At 73.1% G+C, this 21,002-nt stretch carries 16 protein-coding genes and 1 riboswitch; of the genes, 8 read left to right on the forward strand and 8 right to left on the reverse strand.

Going from position 1 to position 21,002, the window contains the following annotated elements; translation table 11 throughout:
• Positions 1 to 179: 179 nt before the first annotated feature.
• Positions 180 to 1,985 carry a gamma-glutamyltransferase family protein gene (locus AC0VX6_RS06800; protein WP_475467815.1) on the reverse strand — a complete coding sequence of 602 codons (1,806 nt, stop codon included), beginning with the start codon at positions 1,983 to 1,985 and terminating at the stop codon, positions 180 to 182.
• Between the two features lie 566 nt (positions 1,986 to 2,551).
• Complete coding sequence (locus AC0VX6_RS06805) at positions 2,552 to 4,075, reverse strand: ICP22 family protein (protein WP_274976676.1); 1,524 nt, start codon at positions 4,073 to 4,075, stop codon at positions 2,552 to 2,554.
• A 255-nt stretch (positions 4,076 to 4,330) separates the two neighbouring features.
• On the opposite strand from AC0VX6_RS06805, the gene AC0VX6_RS06810 reads away from it, so the two are divergent.
• On the forward strand, positions 4,331 to 5,290 hold the full coding sequence (locus AC0VX6_RS06810) for a glycerophosphodiester phosphodiesterase (RefSeq protein WP_274976677.1): 960 nt from the start codon (positions 4,331 to 4,333) through the stop codon (positions 5,288 to 5,290).
• 193 nt (positions 5,291 to 5,483) lie between these two features.
• Positions 5,484 to 6,737 (forward strand): alanine racemase, encoded by a 1,254-nt coding sequence (locus AC0VX6_RS06815; protein ID WP_475467817.1) that lies wholly within the window; start codon positions 5,484 to 5,486, stop codon positions 6,735 to 6,737.
• A 130-nt stretch (positions 6,738 to 6,867) separates the two neighbouring features.
• Here AC0VX6_RS06815 and AC0VX6_RS06820 read toward each other — a convergent pair whose 3' ends face one another.
• On the reverse strand, positions 6,868 to 8,448 hold the full coding sequence (locus AC0VX6_RS06820; protein ID WP_274976679.1) for a beta-N-acetylhexosaminidase: 1,581 nt from the start codon (positions 8,446 to 8,448) through the stop codon (positions 6,868 to 6,870).
• 284 nt (positions 8,449 to 8,732) lie between these two features.
• Between AC0VX6_RS06820 and AC0VX6_RS06825 the strand changes: the two genes are divergently transcribed.
• From AC0VX6_RS06825 to AC0VX6_RS06835, 3 genes are all read left to right on the forward strand, one after another.
• Positions 8,733 to 9,602 (forward strand): DMT family transporter, encoded by an 870-nt coding sequence (locus tag AC0VX6_RS06825; protein WP_274978072.1) that lies wholly within the window; start codon positions 8,733 to 8,735, stop codon positions 9,600 to 9,602.
• Between the two features lie 12 nt (positions 9,603 to 9,614).
• The gene (locus AC0VX6_RS06830; protein ID WP_475467819.1) at positions 9,615 to 10,814 is read left to right on the forward strand and encodes a glycosyltransferase; all 1,200 of its coding nucleotides are present in this window, start codon (positions 9,615 to 9,617) and stop codon (positions 10,812 to 10,814) included.
• Positions 10,815 to 10,921: 107 nt separating this feature from the next.
• Positions 10,922 to 11,230, forward strand: a complete 309-nt coding sequence (locus AC0VX6_RS06835) for a hypothetical protein (protein WP_274976681.1) — start codon at positions 10,922 to 10,924, stop codon at positions 11,228 to 11,230.
• A gap of 162 nt (positions 11,231 to 11,392) precedes the next feature.
• Here the strand turns inward: AC0VX6_RS06835 and AC0VX6_RS06840 are convergent, their stop codons facing one another.
• Entirely contained in the window at positions 11,393 to 12,331 is a 939-nt protein-coding gene (locus tag AC0VX6_RS06840; protein ID WP_274976682.1) for a LysR family transcriptional regulator, read from the reverse strand.
• A 146-nt stretch (positions 12,332 to 12,477) separates the two neighbouring features.
• On the opposite strand from AC0VX6_RS06840, the gene AC0VX6_RS06845 reads away from it, so the two are divergent.
• Positions 12,478 to 13,806: a pyridoxal phosphate-dependent aminotransferase gene (locus AC0VX6_RS06845; protein WP_274976683.1), complete on the forward strand. Its 1,329-nt coding sequence runs from the start codon at positions 12,478 to 12,480 to the stop codon at positions 13,804 to 13,806.
• 228 nt (positions 13,807 to 14,034) lie between these two features.
• On the opposite strand, the gene AC0VX6_RS06850 is transcribed toward AC0VX6_RS06845, so the two are convergent.
• The gene (locus AC0VX6_RS06850; protein WP_475467822.1) at positions 14,035 to 15,396 is read right to left on the reverse strand and encodes a glycosyltransferase family 4 protein; all 1,362 of its coding nucleotides are present in this window, start codon (positions 15,394 to 15,396) and stop codon (positions 14,035 to 14,037) included.
• Positions 15,397 to 15,630: 234 nt separating this feature from the next.
• On the opposite strand from AC0VX6_RS06850, the gene AC0VX6_RS06855 reads away from it, so the two are divergent.
• A complete protein-coding gene (locus AC0VX6_RS06855) occupies positions 15,631 to 15,885 on the forward strand; it encodes a DUF6457 domain-containing protein (RefSeq protein WP_248773933.1) in 255 nt (84 codons plus the stop codon).
• 572 nt (positions 15,886 to 16,457) lie between these two features.
• Positions 16,458 to 17,876 (forward strand): alanine/glycine:cation symporter family protein, encoded by a 1,419-nt coding sequence (locus tag AC0VX6_RS06860; RefSeq protein WP_274976685.1) that lies wholly within the window; start codon positions 16,458 to 16,460, stop codon positions 17,874 to 17,876.
• Positions 17,877 to 17,974: 98 nt separating this feature from the next.
• Here the strand turns inward: AC0VX6_RS06860 and thiD are convergent, their stop codons facing one another.
• The 3 genes from thiD to AC0VX6_RS06875 all read right to left on the reverse strand — a co-directional run bounded on the left by thiD (position 17,975) and on the right by AC0VX6_RS06875 (position 20,649).
• On the reverse strand, positions 17,975 to 18,778 hold the full coding sequence (gene thiD, locus AC0VX6_RS06865) for a bifunctional hydroxymethylpyrimidine kinase/phosphomethylpyrimidine kinase (RefSeq protein WP_274976686.1): 804 nt from the start codon (positions 18,776 to 18,778) through the stop codon (positions 17,975 to 17,977).
• A riboswitch (TPP riboswitch) is annotated at positions 18,766 to 18,864 on the reverse strand. (Overlaps the previous gene by 13 nt.)
• 140 nt (positions 18,865 to 19,004) lie before the next feature.
• Positions 19,005 to 19,700, reverse strand: coding sequence for a DedA family protein (locus AC0VX6_RS06870; RefSeq protein WP_475467824.1), 696 nt, complete (start codon positions 19,698 to 19,700; stop codon positions 19,005 to 19,007).
• Positions 19,701 to 19,719: 19 nt separating this feature from the next.
• Complete coding sequence (locus AC0VX6_RS06875; protein ID WP_475467826.1) at positions 19,720 to 20,649, reverse strand: DUF368 domain-containing protein; 930 nt, start codon at positions 20,647 to 20,649, stop codon at positions 19,720 to 19,722.
• Positions 20,650 to 21,002 lie beyond the last annotated feature (353 nt).

The following is a 21,002-nucleotide window of genomic DNA, read 5'->3' on the forward strand; positions in this document are numbered from 1 at the left end:
AGCTTTCCCGGAGTGCCGTCGCACAGGGTCTACATAAGCAGTGACCGGGCGATTTGGCAAGAGCCCGCATCAATGCAGGTAAGCGCTGTCAACCCCCCTGTGCAGTGCGTTCCGCGCAGCGCAGCGCCGCGTCGCGTGCCGTTTCGTCTTCCTCCGGTCCCGTGCGGTTCAGAGCCGGTTCAGCGGCCGACCGCGTACCCCTGGGAGGCACGCGCGTCGGCGGCGGCGCGCAGCTCGCCGGTCTCGGGGTCGCGGGCCACGGCGGCAAGGCGCCCCAGCGCCCACTCCTGGGCGACCTGCACCCGGTGGCCGCGTCGGCGCAGCTCCTCGACGGTCCGCGCCCCCACACCCGGTTCCACGACCAGGCCGCCCGGAACCGTCTCGCGGGGGTGGAAGGAGCTGGGGAAGGCGGTGGTGTGGAACATCGGGGTGTCCAGGACCTCCTGGAGGTTCTCCACCCCGTTGAGGATCCGCAGCAGGGCGGTGAACGTCCACTGGTCCTGCTGGTCGCCGCCCGGGGTGCCGATCGCCAGCACGGCCTGGCCGTCCTCCCTGGTCACCAGGGTGGGGGACAGGGTGGTACGGGGGCGCTTGCGGGGCGCCAGAGCGTTGGGGGAGGCCGGGTCGAGCCAGAACATCTGCGCCCGGGTGCCCAGCGGGAAGCCGAGGGCGGGGATGACCGGCGAACTGCTGAGCCAGCCGCCGCTGGGCGTGGCCGAGACCATGTTGCCCCACGCGTCCACGACGTCCACGTGGCAGGTGTCCCCGCGCAGGTCGGCGGGGTTGGCGACGGCGTCCTGGCGTACCGTGGGCTCGCCCGTGGTGCGGTCGCCGGGGGTGCGGCCCGGCACGTACAGCGGCGGTTCGAAGGGTGTGCGGCCGCCGACGGAGCCGGGCCGCTGCTCCATGCTGGCGCGCGCACCGTCGACCAGTGCCGCGCGGCGCGCGGTGTAGTCGGCGCCCAGCAGCTCCTTGAGGGGCACGTCCGTGAAGTCGGGGTCGCCGTACCAGGCCTCGCGGTCGGCGAAGGCGAGCTTTGCCGCCTCGGTCACCCCGTGCACGAAGTCGGCGCTGACCCCGTCGAGCACGTCGCGGCCGGTGCCCAGGGCCTCGGCCAGGCGCAACTGCTGGAGCATGACGGGCCCCTGCCCCCACGGGCCGGTCTTGTGCACGGTGTGGGCTCCGTAGACCGCGCTGGCGGGCTCCTCGTAGGAGGCGCTCCAGTCGGCCATGTCCTGCGCGGTGAGCAGGGCCCGCTGGGGCTCGCCCGTGCCGCTGGGGACGGGCGAGGACAGGAAGTCCCCGACCGCCTCCGCGACGAAGCCCTGCGACCAGGACCGCCGGGCCGCCTCGATCTGCGCCTCGCGGTCGCCTCCGGAGGCCTCGGCCTCGGTGACGATCCGCCGGTAGGCGGCGGCCAGGGCGGGGTTGCGCAGGCGGGAGCCGGGGCGGGGCGCGGCGCCGTGCGGGAGGTAGACGGCGGCCGAACCGGCCCAGTGGCGGGAGAAGACGGGGGTGAGCGCCTCGACGGCGGCGGCGATGCGGTCCAGGACGGGGTAGCCGCGCTCGGCCAGTCCGATGGCGTGGTCGAGGACGTCGCGGACGGTCATGGTGCCGTGGTCGCGCAGCAGCAGCATCCAGGCGTCGAAGGAGCCGGGGACGGTGGCGGCGAGGACGCCGCTGCCGGGGATGCGGTCCATGCCCGCGAAGGCGTCGACGGTCGCCGCGGCGGGGGAGACGCCCTGGCCGCACAGGACGCGGGGGGAGCCCCCGGCGGCCTGGAAGACGACGGGGACCTCCCCGCCGGGGCCGTTGAGGTGGGGCTCGACCACCTGGAGGGTGAACCCCGCGCCGACGGCGGCGTCGAAGGCGTTGCCGCCGCGTTCGAGCAGGGACATGCCCGTGGCGCTGGCCAGCCAGTGGGTGGAGGCGACCATGCCGAAGTCGCCGCGGAGCTGGGGACGGGTGGTGAAACCGAGGGGCATCTGGGCGGGTCCTCCTCAGGGGGCGGTGGTGGCGGGGTCGCCACCGCGGTCCGGCCCGGGCCCGCCCCCGGTGGGGAACGCGGAGGCCGGGAGGGTGACCGTGGTCACCCGGACTCGGGCCTGAGGTGACGTTACATCATGGGTTGTCCATATGAATGGGTTGATGTCTGTTTCGTGGGAGCGGCGCCCGGTGCCGTGGGAGGGGCGGGCCGCGCGGGACGCCGGTGGGACGGGCGCCCGCCCCGAGGAGGAACCGTGCGCGAGCGGTTCACGGGGACGTCGCCGGTTCTCCGGAGGAGGACGGGTGCCCGTGGACGGTCTCCGGTCGCGGTGCGGGGGAGCGCCGTAGGCGGGTGCTCCCACGGGGCGCCCGGCGGGAGAGGAACCGCGCGCCGGGGACCGGGGGCGGGGGACGGGGGCGGGCGCTACGGCGTCGTCCACAGGAGGAACCCGGGGCTGGTGCGTGCGCCCGGCCCCGGGTTGACTGGATGTAGGGGGCCCTCAGGGCCCGCCCGCACCGTGCTGCCCGCCTACCGCCGCCGCCTCGCGGCCGGAGGGCGCGCTGCTCAGGAGGTCCCGGCCGGGAAGCTCCACGGCAGCGACCGCGTCAGCTCGGCCCACTCCTGGGCGCCGATCGGGTCCATGACCGAGGTGGCGTCCACCTCCACGGGCAGGGTGGCGTTCACCTCCTCCAGCGTGCGCGCCACGTTCTCCTCGTGCGTGGCGTCGTGCTTCTCGGCCTCCTCCACGAGCACGGCGATGATCTCGCCGAGGTCGGCGATGAGCCCCTCCAGTTCGGTGCGCGACATCTCGACGTCCTCGGCGCAGTGCTCGACGGCGCCGGTCTTGACGCCCTCGTCGCCGTAGTACCAGACGGTGGCCAGCAGGCGGTCGAGGTCCCCGTCGCCGAGCCGCTCCGCGGCAACGGCCCGCTCCACGAACTCCGCGCTGGCCGGGGTCATCTCGCCCAGACGGGTCTCGCCGCTCCCGAAGCTCACGAACCGGCTGACGACGCACTCCTTGGCCATCCGGACGCGGGTCGCCCCGGGCTGCTCGGAGCCCGCGGCCTGCCCGCTCTCCCCGGACTCCGCGGGTGCCTCCTGCGCGCCCTCCCCGGCGGTGGGCTCCTCCTGCGCCGCCTCTCCGCCCTGCCCGGACGGGGCCTGGGGGGTCTCAGAGGTCTCGGCGGCCTCGGGGGTCTCCGGAGTCCCGGGCCGCCCGGCGGGGGAGGCGTCCACCGCGGTCCCGTCGGCGGAGGCAGCGCTCCCGTCCGTTCCGGCGGGCTCCTGCGGCTCCTTCTCCCCGGTCGTTTCGGGCGCCGACTCCACGGGCTCGTGGGTGCTCCCCGCCTCGGCGGGCTCCTCCTGCGTCGCCTCGCCGCCGGAGCCTTCCTCCGGGGCGGCGCCGCCCGCCTCACCGCCGGACCCCTCCTGCGCGTCCGGCCCCTCCTGCGCGGGCTCCTCGGCCGTCGGCTCCTCGGTGGTCGGCTCCTCCGATCCGGACCCCTCGGGATCGGTCTCCCCGGCCCCCTCCGCGGGCGCCTCCTTCCTGGTCAGCGACTCCGCCATCCTGACCAGTTCACCGCTGCCCCACTTGTCCGGCTGGAGGTACAGGGCCACGGCCACGCCCGGTTCGTCGAGCCAGAACAGGTCGCCGGTCTCCGGCGACAGGTAGGCCTCACTGCGCAGCGCCTCGCCCGAGTCCAGGCGTTCCAGAGTCCTCTCGGGAAGGTGGCCGTACCTGCGCTCGCGCAGGTCGTCGAGCTGCTGCATGCTGTCCGAGCGCAGGATGGAGACCCTGCCGAGCAGCTGGTCGGGCCCGCGCATCCAGGACAGCTGCGACTGCCTGTTGCCCAGCCGGTCGGTCGTGGTCGAGGCGTGTATCCCGTGCCGCTCCAGTTCGGAGGGCAGATAACCGATCTCGTAGCCGTCCAGGCTGTACGAGGAGACGCCCTGGCTGATCTCCGGCCACGCCAGCGTCCGCGTGTCCTTCTCGTCGGCCGCCACCGCCCCCGGGAGACCGACCAGTCCCGACGACGCGATCGCGGCGGCGCCGAGCAGCGCGACCCACCTCTTGTGGTGCTTGCGCATGAGTGTTCCTTCCCATCGACTACTCCTAGTGATGCTCGCAGCCTCTGAGTAATCAACCATGGGCGCGGGGGTCAAAAACCGTACATGAAGTGACCAAATGGATGCATTAAGTGAGAATGTCGTCGAACTGTCGGACACATCACCAGATGATGGGCCGCGGATCACCGGCTGCTCCGCAGACGGTAACCACGAGGTCACCATCCGCACCCAACCTGAGGAAGCAGCCGACAAGTTCACGCGCACTTGGGAGGTCCGGTGCAGCGCATCGGCATCGTCGTCGCAGCCGTGTCGTTCTTCGTCGTCACCGGCGCGAGCGCATCGTCCGCGACGCAGGACACCGACCCCCGGTGGTCGGGCGTCACCAGATCCGCAGTCATCGAGTACACGACAACCGAGCGCCCGCTGATCGCCGTCTCCCACCGCGGAGCCTCCGGTCACGCGCCCGAGAACACCCTGGCCGCCCTCGACGCCGCCGACCGGCTCGGAGCCGAGACCGTGGAGGTCGACGTCCAGCGCACCAAGGACGACGTCCTCGTGCTCATGCACGACACCACCCTCGAACGCACCACCGACGTCGAGGAGGTCTTCCCCGACCGCGGCTCCTACGAAGTCGCCGACTTCACCATGGAGGAGGTCCGCGAACTCGACGCGGGCGCGTGGTTCGACGCCTCCTTCGACGGTGAGCCCGTCCCCACCTTCGCGGAGGGACTCGACCGCCTGGAGCAGCTGGACCTCAACCTCTTCCTGGAGCTCAAGGAGCCCGGGCTCTACCCCGGCATCGAGCAGGAGATCGCCGACGAGCTGACCGAGCGCGGAACCTGGCTGGAGCCCAACCCGGACGGCGAGCCCCGCCGCCTCGTCGTGCAGAGCTTCGACTGGCAGTCGGTGCGGCGCTCCAAGGACCTGCTCCCGTCCGTGCCGCACGCCCTGCTCGGGCGGGTCCCCGAGAGCAGCATCGACGAGCACGACTGGGCGCAGATGATCAACCCCAACCACACCACCATCGACGCCGCCTACGTGGAGCGGGTCCACGAGGCGGGGATGGAGATCATGCCCTACACCATCAACGAGCGCTCCCGGATGGACACCGTCCTGGGCTGGAAGGTCGACGGGTTCATCACCGACTACCCCGACGTCGGCCAGGAGGCCATCGCCGCCCGGACCCAGCGGTCCCAGCCGGTGGTCAGGATCCCCACGCTGCCCCTGCCCCGCTGACCCGCGTTCGGCCCGGGAACCGCGTCCGCCCCGGAAGGGGGCGGCGTCCCCGGGCCGCGCCCGGAGCGCTCCCTGGCCCCGGACGGTGTCAGGTGGGATGATCGGTCCGACCCACACGAGGTCCCCGCCCGCGGGGAGACCGCGCCGCGGTCTCCCCGCGGGCGGGGCGTTCGGACCAGGAGGCGGACACCACGTGAGCGATCGGCTGACCATCCCCCGGGAACACGTCGACTGGCGCACCAAGGGCCTGTGGTGGACGGACGACCCGATTCCCCTTGAGGAGTTCGCGGCCCGCCGCGACCACCTGTTCACCGGCCCCTTCACCTGGCCGCTGATGGTGCTGCGCGCCTCCGCGCTGGACCGCAATATCGCCGCGCTCGCCGATTTCGCCGAGCGCCACCGGCTGCTGTTCGCCCCGCACGGCAAGACCTCCATGGCTCCGGCCCTCATCCAGCGACAGCTGGACGCGGGCGCCTGGGGGGTCTCCGCCGCCAGCGCCAACCAGGTCCTGGACTTCCGGCGGTTCGGCGTGCGCCGGATCCTGCTCGCCAACGAGCTGCTCGACGGCCGGGTGCTGCGCTGGGCGGCCGGTGAGCTGGACGATGACCCCGACTTCGAGTTCCTCTTCTACGCCGACTCCGCCGAGGGGGTGGCGGTCGCCGCGGAGGCTGCCGCCGACCGGCCCGGGGCAGGCTCCGCCGGGCGGCCCCTGCGGGTGCTGGTCGAACGGGGGGTCCCCGGCGGGCGCACCGGCTGCCGCACCCGTGAGGAACTGCTCGCGGTGGCCGCGGCCGTCGCCGAGGCGCCGGGCCTGGAACCGGCCGGGGTGGCGGGCTACGAGGGATCGCTCGGCGACGCCGACGGCGTGCGCGGTTTCCTGCGAGACCTGGTCGGCGACGCCGCGGCGCTGGCCGCCCGGCACGGCCCGGACAGGCCGGTGCTGTCGGTGGGCGGCAGCGCGTGGTTCGACCTGGTCGCCGAGGAGCTCGGCGGACGCGGGGACGTCCTGCCGATCCTGCGCAGCGGCGCCTACGTGGTCCACGACGACGGCCTGTACCGGCGCACCACGCCCTACCGCCGCCTGCCCGAGGGCCCCGACGCGCTGGCCGGGGCCCTGGAGCTGTGGGCCCAGGTGACCTCCGTCCCGGAGGAGGGGCTGGCGATCGTCGGCATGGGGCGCCGCGACGCCAACCACGACCAGGGTTTCCCCGTGCCGCGCCGCCTGCGCCGGGCGGACGGCGCCACCGTGGACGCCGGGGGCGCGGAGGTGACCGACCTCAACGACCACCACGCCTACCTGAGGGTCGCGCCGGGACTGAAGGTCAGCCCCGGCGACCTGGTCTCCTTCGGGATCTCGCACCCGTGCACGGCCTTCGACCGCTGGCGGGTCCTGCCGGTGGTGGACGACGCCGACACCGTCGTGGAGATGGCGGCCACCTACTTCTGAGGCCCGGCGCCGTCCCCGCACGGGATGCCGGGGACGTCCTCCACCGCGGAGGCCCCCGGGCGCCGTCGGCGGAGCCGCGCGGACCCCGGCGTCCCGGGAGCTCTCACGGCTCCCGGGGCCGCGGGGTCGGTCACCCCCAGCCCACCACCCCCGGGCGGGTGTGCCACGGGCGCGGCCCCTCCAGCGGCCGGTACTCCACCCCGGCCGCGTCGAGCCGCTCCAGGTGCCTCCTCAGCCGGGGCTCGAACTCGGCGTAGTCGCGCTCACCGGACGACCACACCTGCTCAGCGAAGGCCGACAGCCTGGGGAAGACCATGTAGTCCAGCCTGCGCGGCGAGTCGATGTGCTCGGTCCACACGTTCACCTGCGCGCCCAGCACGTGCGCGGCCTCCCCCTCGGTCAGCCCCGGCGGGACCGGCTCGGCCAGGTAGACGTCCTCGGTCCGCAGCAGCGTGCCCACCGGGACGGGCTCGTCGCCGGACTCGGACTGCCGGTAGTCCAGGTAGGAGGTGCGGGTGGGGCTCATGACCACGTCGTGACCGGCCCGCGCGGCCGCGACACCGCCCTCCTCGCCGCGCCACGACATCACGGTCGCTCCCGGCGCGAGCCCTCCCTCCAGGATCTCGTCCCAGCCGACCAGGCGGCGGCCGCGCGAGGTCAGGTGCTCGTCCAGCTGGCGGATGAACCAGCTCTGCAACTCGTCCTCGTCGGCCAGCCCCTCCTCCTTGATCCGCCGCTGCGCGGACGCACTCGTCCGCCACTGGGTCTTGGGGCACTCGTCGCCGCCCACGTGCACGTACGTGCTCGGGAACAGCTCGATCAGCTCGTCCAGGACGTTGCGGTAGAACTCCAGGACGTTGTCGGTGACCGCGAGCACCTCCTCGAAGATCCCCCACTGGTCGCCGACCGGGATCCGTCCGGACTCGCCCAGCTCGGGGTAGGCGTGGATGGCGGCCTGCGAGTGGCCGGGCACGTCGATCTCGGGGACGACGGCCACGTGCCGGGCGTCGGCGTAGGCGACGATCTCGCGGATGTCGTCCTGGGTGAAGAAGCCGCCGTGCGGGCGTTCGTCGAACACCGGCGGCTTCGCGGCGCCCACCTGGCTCCGGGTCCGCCAGGAGCCCACCTCGGTCAGCTTCGGGTAGCGGCGGATCTCCACGCGCCACCCCTGGTCGTCGGTCAGGTGCAGGTGCAGGACGTTGAGCTTGTGCATGGACAGCAGGTCGATGAACCGCAGCACCTCGCGCTTGGGCACGAAGTGGCGGGCCACGTCCAGCATCACGCCCCGCCAGCGGAAACGCGGCGCGTCGGTGACGCTCACGGCGGGCAGGGCCCACTCGGCGCCGCCCAGCGGGGCGTCCCGGTAGGCGTCGGCGGGCAGCAGCTGCCGCAGGGTCTGCGCACCGTAGAACACCCCGGCGGGGTCGTTGCCCACGATGATGGCTCCCTCGGCGTCCACGATCAGCCGGTAGCCCTCGCGGCCCAGGCCCGCCTCGGGGTCCACGCTCAGCCGGATCTGCGCGCTGGCCTCGTCGCCGGCGGCCAGGGGGAGGCCGGTGGCCGCTCCGAGTTCACGCTGGAGCCACGTGAGCGTGCCCCGGGCGTCGGGGTCGGCGGACACCCTGGTCGATGCGGTCAGCGTGAGGCCCCCTGCGCCTCCCGGAGCTGAGGAGTTGGGACGGGGGACGAGGGAGGGGAAGGTGTCGGGCACGGTGAACCGCTCCTATCCGGTCTAGACCAATACCGGACATAGTGTCACGTGGCTCCTCCCGGGCACACCCCCCGCGGACAAACGGTCACCCGTACCCGGAGACGACGGGGTACCGAAACCGGGACCGGGTAGGTGCGGGCGTGGTGGGGTTACCACCACGCCGGATGGGGGGCTGGCGTTATCGCCGTGGCGCGGGGCCCGTCCGTACCGTTGCCGAGACGACGGGACACAAGGGGGTCGGCGATGCTCAGGAGACGGGGGACACCCGTGGGACGGTGGCGCTGATGCTGGTGCCGATCCTCATCGCCGTGGCCGGGGCGTTCACCCTGGCGCTGGGTTCGGCCCTCCAGGAGCGCGACGCCGTCCGCGCCCCGGGCGGCCGGGTGGCGAAGGCGGGGTTCCTGCTGCACCTGCTGCGCCAGCCCCGCTGGATGATCGGCAGCGTGGCCGCCGTCCTGGGCGCGGGACTGCACCTGGTGGCCCTCAGCGGCGCACCGCTGACCATCATCCAGCCGATCGGCGTGACCGGCCTGCTGTTCGCCATCGTGCTGTCGGCCCTGTTCAACCGCCGCCGGGTCGGCCTCTCCCAGATCATCGCCGGAACCGCCGTCATGGTGGGCCTCACCGGGGTGATCTCCCTGTTCCCGCACACCGCCGAAAGCCCCGTCATGAGCACCGGCACGGCGCTGGCGCTCACCGGGGTCGTCCTCGGCGCGGGAGCCGTCGTCCACTTCACGGCGCACCGGATGAACAACGGGGTCCGGGCCCTCCTGCTCGCCCTTGCGGGCGGGGCGGCCATGGGCACCACGTCCGGCCTGGCCCGTGTCCTGTCCGCCAACGCCGTCGGGGACTGGACCAGCCTGATCAGCTGGCTGACCCCGCTCGCGGTGGCCGCGGCGGTCTTCGGCGCCCTGCTGATGCAGAACGCCTACCGCACCGGGCACTTCACGGCCGCCTACGCGACCCTCCTGATCACCGACCCCGTGGTCGGTGTGGCCATCGGCGCCCTCCTCCTGGGCGAGGGCGCGCCGCGGACCCTTCCCGCCCAGCTCGGCGCGCTGGTCTTCGCCTGCCTCGCCGTCGCCGGAACCGTGGCCCTCGCCCAGGCACGCCACCGCAACCCCGAGGTCGTCGCCGCCGACACCGAACGCTAAGGAGAGACCACCATGGCCGAACGCCCGCTGCGCGTCCTGATCGCCAGCGACACCTATCCCCCCGACGTCAACGGGGCCGGATACTTCACCCACCGCCTGGCCGAGGGGCTGGCCGGGCGGGGGCACCGGGTCCACGTGGTGTGCCCCTCCGAGCGGGGCGAACCCTACGTCACGGTCAACGGCGCGGTGACCGAGCACCGCCTGCGCTCGGCGCCCATCCCCTTCATGCGCGCCGCCGTCCCGCTGGGGATGGGCGGGCACATCGCCAGGATCGTCGCGCGCCTGGACCCCGACGCCGTGCACGCGCAGAGCCACTTCCCGCTCAGCCGCGCGGCGATGCGCAGGGGCCGCGCAGCCGGCGTCCCCGTCGTGCTCACCAACCACTTCATGCCGGACAACCTGTACGCGCACGCCCGGATCCCCGCGCCGATGCAGGAACTCGCGGGCCTCCTGGCCTGGAAGGACATGGTCCGGGTGGCGGGGGAGGCCGACTATGTGACCACGCCGACCCCGCGGGCGGCCCGGCTCCTGCGGGAGAAGGGGTTCACGCGCGGGGTCGAGGCGATCTCGTGCGGGATCGACCTGGAGCGGTTCCGCCCCCACGAGGACCCCGCCGCGGCGCGGCGCCGGTTCGGTCTGCCCGACCGGGACACGATCGTGTTCGTGGGCAGGCTGGACGCGGAGAAGAGGATCGACGACACCATCCGGGCGCTGGCGCGGATCGTGCCCGGACGGGACGCCCAGCTGGCCCTGGCGGGAACCGGCCAGCGCGAGGAGGAACTGCGCGCGCTGGCCGCGGAGCTGGGGGTGGCGGACCGGGTGTTCTTCCTGGGGTTCGTCCCGGACGAGGACCTGCCCCTGGTCTACGCGGCGGGGGACGCCTTCGCCATCGCGGGTGTGGCCGAGTTGCAGAGCATCGCCACGCTGGAGGCGATGTCCACCGGCCTGCCGGTGGTGGCCGCGGACGCGATGGCGCTGCCGCACCTGGTGGAGGAGGGGCGCAACGGGTTCCTCTTCCCGCCGGGCGACCCCGTGCGCCTGGCGGACCGGCTGCTCCTCGTGCTCGGTTCCCGGGGGCGCGCCCTGGGCGAGGCCAGCCGTGAGCTCGCGCGGCGGCACGACCACCACCGCTCCCTGGAGCGGTTCGAGGAGGTCTACACCCGTCTGCGGGGCGCGGCCCCCGCGCGGGCGGAGAGGCTGGTCGCCGCCTGAGGTGTCCGAAAGAGCCGTTTGGTTGATGTTTCGATTCTTCTGCCACTTTCCGTATTCTTTGCGTAGCGACCGGTGATGTTGTCCTCCTGCGGGATACACAAGATGTTGTGTGGTTCGAAGGGATCAGTGCACAGACCGGCCGGGGCAACCCCACCGAGGGCCTCACCGATCGGCTCGTCAGCGCCGAGCGGGAGGCGGGGTTCCACGAGCGCGACATGTCGGTGTTCGAACGCGAGCGCATCGACCTGGAGCACCGGGTGAACCGGATGGAGGCCGAGCTGGAGGCACTGCGCAAAAGAAGACTGGAAGCCTACGCCCGATGGTGGAACGCCCGGGACGACCGTGACCGGGCACTCCACGTCTGCCGCAGACTGCGCCGCCGGATCGACCGGACACGCGGCAGGGATAAGGAGTGAACGACGGCGAACGTGGTCCGACCCCCGGGGGGGTTCGGGCCACGCGTCGTTCCACGGCGGCCCCTCCAGGAGTCCGCCCCGGTGCCGGCGGCCGGACACCCGTGGAGCGCGTGCTGACGCGGGACCCGGCCGGATCGGCGCGGGACGGCCCGGCGCCGCCGGTCAGGCCACCGTGATCCCGGCGATCTCCCTGTTCACCTGCTGCGCGGCGTCCCTCAGCGCCGCCAGCGTCACCTGCACCGCCGGTCGCCTCGCCGCCACCGACCGCACCACCGCGTACACGTGCCGCTCGGGCGCGGACGCGGGCAGCTCGCGGTAGACGAGCCCCGCCGGGGCCCCCACCATCGCCAGGGCCGGGACCGCGGCGATCCCGATCCCGCGCGAGACCAGGCTCAGCACCGTTCCCAGCCCCTCGAACTCCCAGGCGGCGGAGGGCAGTCCGCCCACCTCGGACAGGAGCCGGTCCGTTCCGTAGCGCGAACGCTCGCTCTCGGGCGTCACGATCCACGACTCGTTCAGCAGCTCCTCCAGCACCACCGGCGTCGAGGGGTCGGCCAGCGCGTGCCCCCGGGGCACCGCCAGCACCATCGGGTCGCGCATCAGGTTGATGTGCCGCAGCCCGCCCTCGGGCCCGCGCCCGGGGTGCTGTCCGGACCAGTCGTCGACCAGGGCGATGTCCACCTCCCGCGAGCGCACCTGCTGTGTCCCCGTCGCCAGCAGGGTCTGGCGCAGCAGCAGCTGCATCCCCTCGTGCCGGCGCAGCGGCGGCACCAACAGGGGCGCGAACGCCACGGCGGCGGTGGGGAACGCCGTGACGGTGACCACGCCCAGCGCCAGGTCGGACTGCTCGGCGAGCACCGACTCGGTCGCTTCCACCAGCGCCAGGATGTCCTCGGCCTGGGTCACCAGCAGCCGTCCGGCGTCCGTGAGCTCGGCGCCCCGCGCGGAGCGGTCCAGCAGCGCGACACCCGTCTCCCGCTCCAGGGTGGCCAGTTGCTGGGACACCGCCGAGGGCGTGTAACCGAGGGCGCCGGCGGTGGCGGCGATGGTCCCCCGGACGCTGAACTCGCGGAGGACGTGCAGGCGACGCAGATCGAGCATAAGGAGATCTTACGCTCAGCATCGAAAAGACGCGCTTGTACTGATGCCCGAACCTGGGCAGTCTGTGGGGTGACGGGCCGTCTTCCCAGGTGGAGCGGCAGCCCAAGCATCACCCGCATTCACGACAAACCGGAGATGAGTCCTCGATGACCGTCACTGTGTCCGCGACCCTCGCCGTCAACGAAGCGCTCGCCGAGAAGCGCCGCCAGGGAGTCCGCGTGCTCCCCCTGGGCTTCGGCGAGGCCGGACTCCCGGTCCACCCGGTCATGCGCGACCGGCTCACCGCGGGGAACGGCGCCAACGCCTACGGGCCCGTCGCCGGGTCCGCGGCCCTGCGCGAGGCCGCCGCCGGGTACTGGGAGCGCCGCGGGCTGCCCACCGATCCCGGGCTGGTCGTCGCCGGGCCCGGCAGCAAGCCGCTCCTGTACAGCCTCCTGCTGGAGATCGGCGGCGACACCGCGATCGCCGCGCCCAGCTGGGTCAGCTACGCCGCGCAGTGCCGCCTGGTGGGGCAGCGGCCCGTCACGGTCCCCACCGCCACCGGCGAGGGGGGCGTACCCCAGCCGGACCTGCTGCACGCCGCCGTCACCGCCGCCCGCGAGCAGGGGCGCACGGTCAACGCCGTCATCGTCACCGTTCCCGACAACCCGACCGGCACCGTGGCCGGGGCCGACACCGTCCGGCGCCTGTGCGAGGTGGCCCGCGAACTCGACCTGGTCGTCATCTCCGACGAGATCTACCGCGACCTCGTCCACCCCGCGGCCCCCGGCGAGGAGCCCGCCGAGGTGCACAGCCCCGCCGAGTACGCGCCCGAGCGCACCGTCATCTCCACCGGGCTGAGCAAGAACCTGGCCCTGGGCGGCTGGCGCATCGGCGTCGTGCGCCTGCCCGACTCCGAGATCGGCCACCGCCTGCGCGGCGGGCTGCTCGGGGTGGCCAGCGAGATCTGGTCGAGTCCGGCCGCCCCGGTCCAGGAGGCCGCCGCGCACGCCTTCACCGAACCCGCCGAACTCCTCGACCACGTCGACCGCAGCCGCCGTCTGCACGGCATCGTCGCCGGGGCGGTCACCGAGGCCTTCGTCCGCGCGGGCGCGACCGTAGCCGCCCCCCGGGCGGCCTTCTACCTCTACCCCGACTTCGAGCCGGCCCGGGAACGGCTGGCCGCCCTCCACGGCGTGGCCACCGGCCCGGACCTGACCGGGCTGCTGCTGGAGCGCTTCGGGATGGGCGTACTGCCCGCCGCGGAGTTCGGGGAGGGCACGGAAGCCCTGCGCATGCGGGTCGCCACCAGCCTGCTCTACGGCGACACCGAGGAACGCCGCTACGCGGCCCTCGCCGCCACGGACCCGCTGGCGCTGCCCTGGATCCGCGCACACCTGGACCGCCTCGACGAGGTCCTGGGCGCGCTGCTCCCCGTCGGCGCCGACGCCGGTCCCGTCCTGCGCCGCTCCACCGAACCACAGGCGGTCAGCTGACCGCTCCCCGCGTCCGCCCCGTGTAAGGGGGCGGGGCGGACGCACCGTCCTCCGGCCTCCCCCGGCCGCTCCTTCCGGGGGAGGCCGGACCTCTGCCCGGCCCCGGGCGGGGGACGCCCCGGGCCCTGGCCGGCACGCCGCTTTCCGTTCCGACGGCACGCCCCCACCCGGGGCACCGCCGGATCCCCGTCCGGTGAGGCCACCGCGCGGACGCCGTCGCCCGCGCGCTCACCTCGGACCGGACGGGGCGCCCTCCACCCCCGCCTCGCGCGCGGCCAGTTCCGCGCTGGAGGCGATCACCGCCCGGTAGTGGTCGAGCAGCTGCTCACCGACCGCCTCCCACGTACGGTGCTCCACCGAGGGACGCGCGCCCCGCGCCATCCGCTCCCGCACCTGGCGGTTGTGGGCCAGCCGCCCCACCGCCACCCGCAGTTCGCGCACCGAGTCCGGGGCGTACAGCAGCCCGTTGTGTTCGGGCACCACCAGGTCCAGCGGACCGCCCGAGGCCGGGGCCACCACCGGCACCCCCGAGGCCAGCGCCTCCTGGACGGCCTGGCAGAACGTCTCGTCCGCACCGGTGTGCACGAACACGTCCATGGACGCGTACAGGCGCGACAGGTCGCCGCCGGTGCGCTGTCCGGTGAACACCGCGTCGGGCAGGCGCCTGCGCAGCCGCGCCCGCTCGGGGCCGTCCCCCACCACGACCAGCCTGATCCCGCGCAGGCGGGACACGTGTTCCAGCATCTCCACCCGCTTGTCCCTGGCCAGCCGCCCCACGTAGCCCACGATCGTCTCCCCGTTCGGCGCGAGCCTGCGCCGCAGTTCCTCGTCGCGGTGCGCGGGGGAGAAGCGCTGGGCGTCGACCCCGCGGCGCCACAGGTCCAGGCGGGGGAACCCGCGCGCGGACAGCGCCTCCATGGTGGCCGAGGACGGCGCCAGCGTGCGGTCCACCGCGGCGTGCGTACGCCGCAGCAGCGACCACAGGGCGTCCCCGCCGGGCAGGCGGTAGCGCCCGGCGAAGCCTGGGAGGTCGGTCTGGAAGACCGCAACGGTCGGCAGCGCCCACCGGCGGGCGGTCTCCACGGCCGCCGCCCCGAGCAGGGCGGGCGAGGCCAGGTGCAGCACGTCGGGGGAGAAGGCGCGGATCGCCGCGGTCATCACCCGCCGTGCGGGCAGCCCCACGGAGAAGTCGCGGTAGAACGGCAGGGGCACGGAGGGCAGCCGGACCACCGGGAAACCCGCGTAGGAGGAGGGGCCGGGTCCGGGGGCCAGCACCAGGGCCTCGTGGCCGCGCGCGGCGAGCAGGTCGGCGACCCGGCACACGGAGTTGGTCACCCCGTTGACCTGGGGCAGGAAGGACTCCGTCACGATCGCCACCCTCAGCCGGCCCCGGGCGTCGGCCTGGGGCACGCGGTCGAGCGGGGGCGTGCGGGCCGCCGCGCGGTGCCCGGCAGCGGGGACGCGGGCGGACGCGTGGTCGGCCGCGGTCCGGGGAGCGGCCGAGGGCACGGAGGGCGCGCGTGCGGCCGGGGAGTGGTGAGCGGCCGGGGACGTGCGCGCGGCCGGAGACGTACGGTCGGTCGGGGACATGCGGGTGGCTCCCAATGCCGGGGGGACGGCTGCCTACGCCGGGGACGGCTGTCTCCGACGCTAGGCTCGTGGGATGAACCTCGGTTTGGGTGCGGGGGAACCGCGCCCGAAGACCAGGCGTGGGCAGTCCGAGCGGTCGGTGACGGCGCCCGTGTGCCCGTGTGTCCGCCGGGTGACTCTCCGGTGGATATGATTGCTGAATGTAGCCAATATATTGCTCTAAGGAGTCGTGCGGTGACCCTCGTGGAATGGGCCGAAGCAGTCCGAAGTGAACTGGGCCTGACCGGCACCGAACCCCTCCGCAAGGAGGACGTCGACCGGGTGCTCGACCTCGCCCGGGACGCCGCCCACTCCGTGGCCCGGCCCGCCGCGCCCCTGACCACCTACCTCCTGGGCGTGGCGGTGGGCCAGGGCGCGGACCCCGACGAGGCCGCGGCGGCCCTCAGCAGGCTCGCCCTGGCCCAGGTCGACGAGGAGGACCGCGCCTAACACACCGCCGCCGTCCGCGCCGGTCGGAGGCGGCCCCGTCCGTACCGACGGGCCCTTGCGTCCGTTCCGGCGGCCTCCGGCCGTGCCGTCGCGGCCGCGCCCGTGAGGAACACGGCGCCCGGAGCCCGCCGGGGCCGTACCGGCTCGACGCGGTCGCGTCGGCTCGCCGTCCGTACCGGCCGCCCCCAACGGGTCGCGCTGCGGACCGCGTCGCGCGCGGGCCGCACCGGTTCCACCGGCTCCCTCGAATCCACCGGTGCCCTCGGGTGCGCCGCCGTTCGGGCGCAGCCCCGCGCCCGGCCCCCGACCAGCGCGGAAGCCTGTCAGGAGGACACCGCCCGCACCCGGAGGTACGTGGACCGCACCCGGAGGTACGTGGAAGAGACACCGGAAGTTCCCGAAGAAACCGGCATGTGGGTTACATGTGATGCGGTTGTTACGCGTCGATGCGATTCTGTGCCGGTATCGCGGGCCTTCCCCCAGTGCCGACGCGATTTCGAGGGCGTCGGATCCCCCGTACTTCGCTACCGGCGGCCTTCGTCCCCACAAACTCACCGATAGGGAGATCCCCTGTGGACCAACTGCTCGAAATGGCGAGCCTCGTCAGCAGCATCATCTGGGGGCCCTTCGTCCTCATCCCGCTGCTGTTCGGTGTCGGCGTCTTCCTCACGATCCGCCTCCGCGTGCTCCAGCTCTTCCGACTACCGCACGCACTCTGGCTCGCCATCATCAGGCGCAAGGAGGACGACTCCGTCGAGGGCGACATCTCCCACTACCAGGCGCTGAGCACGGCCCTGGCCGCCACCGTCGGCGTCGGCAACATCGCCGGTGCCGCGCTCGCCATCGGCGTCGGCGGCCCCGGCGCGCTGTTCTGGATGTGGGTCGTCGGCTTCCTCGGCATGGCCACCAAGTACAGCGAGGCCCTCCTGGGCGTGAAGTTCCGCCGCACCGACGCCAAGGGCGAACAGAGCGGCGGCCCGATGTACTACCTCAAGTACGGGATCCGCGGAGGCCTGGGCACCACCCTGGGCGTCGCCTTCGCCGTCTTCGGCGCCATCGCCGCCTTCGGCATCGGCAACGGCACCCAGGCCAACGCCGTCGCGCAGCAGATCACCAGCATCACGCCGCTGGAGCCGTGGATGGTGGGCCTGGCCCTCGTGGTCCTGGCCGGCGCGGTCATCCTGGGCGGCATCAAGAGCATCGGCCGCGTCGCCTCCGGCCTCGTGCCGATCATGATCGTCGGCTACGTGGGCATCTGCCTGGTCATCCTGGCCGCCAACTGGGCCGCCATCCTCCCCGCGCTCCAGCTCGTGGTGACCGACGCCTTCACCGGCACCGCGGCCACGGGCGGCTTCGCCGGCGCGGGCATCATGCTCGCCATCCAGCAGGGCTTCGCCCGCGGCATCTTCTCCAACGAGTCGGGCCTGGGCACCGGCGGTATCGCCGCCGCCTCGGCCAAGACCAACCAGCCGGTCCGCCAGGCCATGGTCTCGATGACCCAGACCTTCATCGACACCATCATCGTGGTCACCATGACCTGCCTGGTCATCATCACCACCGGCGTCTGGACCGACGGTGACGCGGACGGCTCGCTGATGACGAGCAACGCGGTCTCCGAGGGCCTGGGAGCGATCAGCCCCGCGCTCGCCCCGGCCGGCGCCGTCATCGTGGCTATCTCGGTGGCCGTGTTCGCCCTCACCACCCTGCTCGGATGGGCCTACTACGGCGAGCGCTGCATGGTGTTCCTGGGCGGGCGCCGCCTGGTCCTGCCCTACCGCCTGGTGTTCATCGCCGTCATCTACGTGGGCTCGGTCGCCAGCCTGGACTCGGTCTGGCTGTTCAGCGACATCGCCAACGGCCTGATGGCCCTGCCCAACCTCATCGGCCTCCTGCTCCTGTCCCCGGTCATCGCGGCGGAGACGCGCAAGTTCTTCGCCCACCCCGACTGGAGGGACCCGGACAAGGTCATGGAGGACGTGACCAAGGTCTGACCCGGTAGGGGCCGTGAGCCCCACCGGAGGACGCAACGGGGAGGGGGGACCTGCGCTGAGCCGGTCCCCCCTCGGCGTTCCCCCTCCGGACGCCGCTGCTACCACCAGGCGTGGAAGTGGTGCACCGGGCCCTGTCCGCCGCCCGCGTCGATCTCGTCGGCGCGCCGGATGGCCTCGGTCAGGTAGTCCTTGGCGCCGCCCACCGCGGCGGCCACGTCCGGCCGCTGCGGCAGCAGGGCCGCGATCGAGGAGGACAGCGTGCACCCGGTGCCGTGCGTGTTGCGGGTGGCCACCCTCGGGGCGCGGAACTCGACCGGGTCGGCGTCCCGGGAGACCAGGACGTCGACGCTCTCACCGCCGGGCAGGTGGCCGCCCTTGAGCAGGACCCTGCGCGGGCCGAGGTCCAGCAGCCGCCAGGCCTGGGCGCGCATCGACGCCAGATCGGTCGCCTCGGGCTCCTCCAGCAGGTCTGCGGCCTCGGGCAGGTTCGGGGTGACCAGGTCCGCGCGGGGCAGGAGCTTGGTACGCAGCGCGTCGACGGCCGAGGCCTCCAGCAGGCGGTCCCCGCTCTTGGCGACCATCACCGGGTCCACCACCACGTTCGGCAGCGTGTGGCGGTCGATCGCCTCGGCCACGGCCTCGGTGACCTCCGAGGTGCCCAGCATGCCCACCTTGACCGCGTGCACGACGGCGTCGGTGAAGAGGGTGTCCATCTGGTGGGCGACGAAGCGCGCGGGGATCGGGTGGACCCCGGTGACGCCGAGCGTGGACTGGGCGGTCAGCGCGGTGATCACCGTCATCCCGAAGGTCCCGTGCGCGGAGAAGGCCTTGAGGTCGGCCTGGACGCCCGCGCCCCCGCTGGGGTCGCTGCCGGCGATGGACACGATGTTGTACACGCTCATGGCGTTCCTTCGCTAGTGCTAACTAGGGCAGGTTCGACGGGTGTGCTCTCAGCCGGGAACGTGTCCCGGCACCCCGCGCCTCCGGAGCCGCGTCGGCGGCCCCGGTCATTATGTGTTTGTGGTGCGTTCCGGGCAGGATACCCACAGAACGCCGAAGGGGTCCGCCCGGGGGATGCGGGCGGACCCCTGGAGGGGTTCACGGGGAGCGGGCCCCGGGGGCGGGTGCTCAGGCGGAGGTGCCCTCGGTCCGGCGGGCCTTGGTCCGCTTGTAGACGCGGGCCAGGATGAACCACAGCACCAGCAGGCCGATGAGCACGACGACGATGTTGCTGATCACGCCGCTCCACTGGGCCAGAACGGGCTCGATGGCCGGGCCGAAGACGTAGCCGAGGCCGATCCAGATGGTGTTCCACACCGCGGAGCCGATGACTGTGTACAGCGAGAACTTGAACAGGGGCATCCGCTCGATCCCGGCGGGCACCGAGATGAAGCTGCGGACCAGGGGCACGCACCGGCCCAGCAGGACGGCGACGCCGCCGAAGCGGGCGAAGAAGCGCTCGGCCTTGTAGAAGTCCTCGATCTCCAGCAGCGGGGTCTTCTCGACCAGCCAGGCCGTGCGCTCGCGGCCCAGGAGCGCGCCGATCGCGTAGAAGCCCCACGCGCCGACCAGGCAGCCGATCGTCGCCCACACGATGGCCAGCCACACGTTCATGTGTCCGGCGTAGGCGAGGAACCCGGCGCCGGGCAGGACCGCCTCACTGGGCATCGGCGGGAAGAAGGTCTCGATGAACAGCGCCACGCCGACACCGGGTTCGCCCAGGGTCGTCATCAGGTTCAGGACCCACCCGATGAATCCCTCGTACTCGTGGGCGACGTCGACGTCGGTCGTCGAGGCCGCGGTCATCAGCAGATTCGTTGTCATGCGGTTGTCGTTCCCGTTCTCAGACGTGGGTGGGGGTCCGGTGGAGTTCGGCTTCTTCCATCCGGAGGCGCTTGCGGCGCTCCCAGACGATGGCCGCCGCCACGATCGCGAAGCCGATCGCCATCAGGCCGACTGTCACCGGGACGTCGGTGGGGGCCAGGAACGTGCGGTCCTCGTCCTGCCAGGGCCACAGGGCGCGCAGCGAACCGGCCATGAGGCCGGTGAGGACCACCAGGGTCATGTGGTGGAAGTTCTCCAGCAGGTGCTGGAGCAGCTTCACGAACAGCGACAGGCCCGTGAGCATGCCGAGCGCGAACACAGAGAGGTAGGCGATGTCCATGTCGCCGACCGCGCTGATCGTGGGCTCGTACAGGCCCAGCGTCAGCAGGATGAAGGACCCGGACAGCCCTGGCAGCACCAGCGCGCAGACGGCCACCGCCGCGGCGAGGAAGACGACGACCGGGTGGGTGGGCAGGTTGGCGCCGGGCAGGCCGGTGAGGAAGAACGCCCCCGCGGCGAAGACCAGGGCGATGAGGTAGTGCCGGGCCCGCCACCCGTGACCCGCGCCGGTGTAGGGGATCCACAGGCAGGCCAGGACCAGGCCGAAGAACAGCGCGTACGCGTACTGGGTGTGGGACTCGACCAGCGGGGCGAGGACCACGGCCGCCATACCGAGGAAGGCCACCATGCCGACGAGCGCGGGGACCAGCACGCTCCAGTCCACCTGGCGGAACTGCTCCTGGGCGCGCTCCCTCCCGCGTCCGCGCGGGACGTCGGTGACGTAGCGCCTGACACCGCTGACCATGTGGCCGGCGCCGCCGATGAGCTTGTCGTAGAGACCGACGATGAGGGCGACCGTACCGCCGCTGATACCGGGAAGGGCCTCCGAGGCGCCCACGGCGCCGCCGCGCACCGCGTTGAAGATGTAGCTGCCTACTGAGTTGGGCATCTGGGTTCTTGGGAGCGCTTCGGGCCGGGCCCGGGGAAGCGCGCCGTCCTCCGTCCTAGTGGTGTCACCGCACGCGCACCGTGTGCACGGGTGGAGGGGTGGGTCAAAGGTGGTCCTCGCGGTCCACGGCCTCGACCGGAGGCGGAGTGGACCGGTCGGCCCCGGCCGGGAGTGTGCGAACCGGTCGGAGCGGGGGAGGGGAAACCGTGGGGCCTTGGACCAGGCGACGCCAGTCTAGCGGTGGCGGAGGGGGTCCAGAGCGGCCGACGTCCGGTGAAACCCCTGTTTCGGCTGGGTAAGTCCATATTGACCCTGTGCCCGAAATGAAGGGTCCGGTACCGCCCGGGTGCGGA

The organism is Nocardiopsis sp. iso_25, from assembly GCF_056173305.1.

Bases quoted from the DNA above. Each gene is read 5' to 3' on its own strand.
- AC0VX6_RS06800 (WP_475467815.1), bottom strand. From the start codon at position 1,985: ATGCCCCTCGGTTTCACCACCCGTCCCCAGCTCCGCGGCGACTTCGGC.
- AC0VX6_RS06805 (WP_274976676.1), bottom strand. From the start codon at position 4,075: ATGCGCAAGCACCACAAGAGGTGGGTCGCGCTGCTCGGCGCCGCCGCG.
- AC0VX6_RS06825 (WP_274978072.1), top strand. From the start codon at position 8,733: ATGCTGGTGCCGATCCTCATCGCCGTGGCCGGGGCGTTCACCCTGGCG.
- AC0VX6_RS06830 (WP_475467819.1), top strand. From the start codon at position 9,615: ATGGCCGAACGCCCGCTGCGCGTCCTGATCGCCAGCGACACCTATCCC.
- AC0VX6_RS06840 (WP_274976682.1), bottom strand. From the start codon at position 12,331: ATGCTCGATCTGCGTCGCCTGCACGTCCTCCGCGAGTTCAGCGTCCGG.
- AC0VX6_RS06845 (WP_274976683.1), top strand. From the start codon at position 12,478: ATGACCGTCACTGTGTCCGCGACCCTCGCCGTCAACGAAGCGCTCGCC.
- AC0VX6_RS06850 (WP_475467822.1), bottom strand. From the start codon at position 15,396: ATGTCCCCGACCGACCGTACGTCTCCGGCCGCGCGCACGTCCCCGGCC.
- thiD (WP_274976686.1), bottom strand. From the start codon at position 18,778: ATGAGCGTGTACAACATCGTGTCCATCGCCGGCAGCGACCCCAGCGGG.
- AC0VX6_RS06870 (WP_475467824.1), bottom strand. From the start codon at position 19,700: ATGACAACGAATCTGCTGATGACCGCGGCCTCGACGACCGACGTCGAC.
- AC0VX6_RS06875 (WP_475467826.1), bottom strand. From the start codon at position 20,649: ATGCCCAACTCAGTAGGCAGCTACATCTTCAACGCGGTGCGCGGCGGC.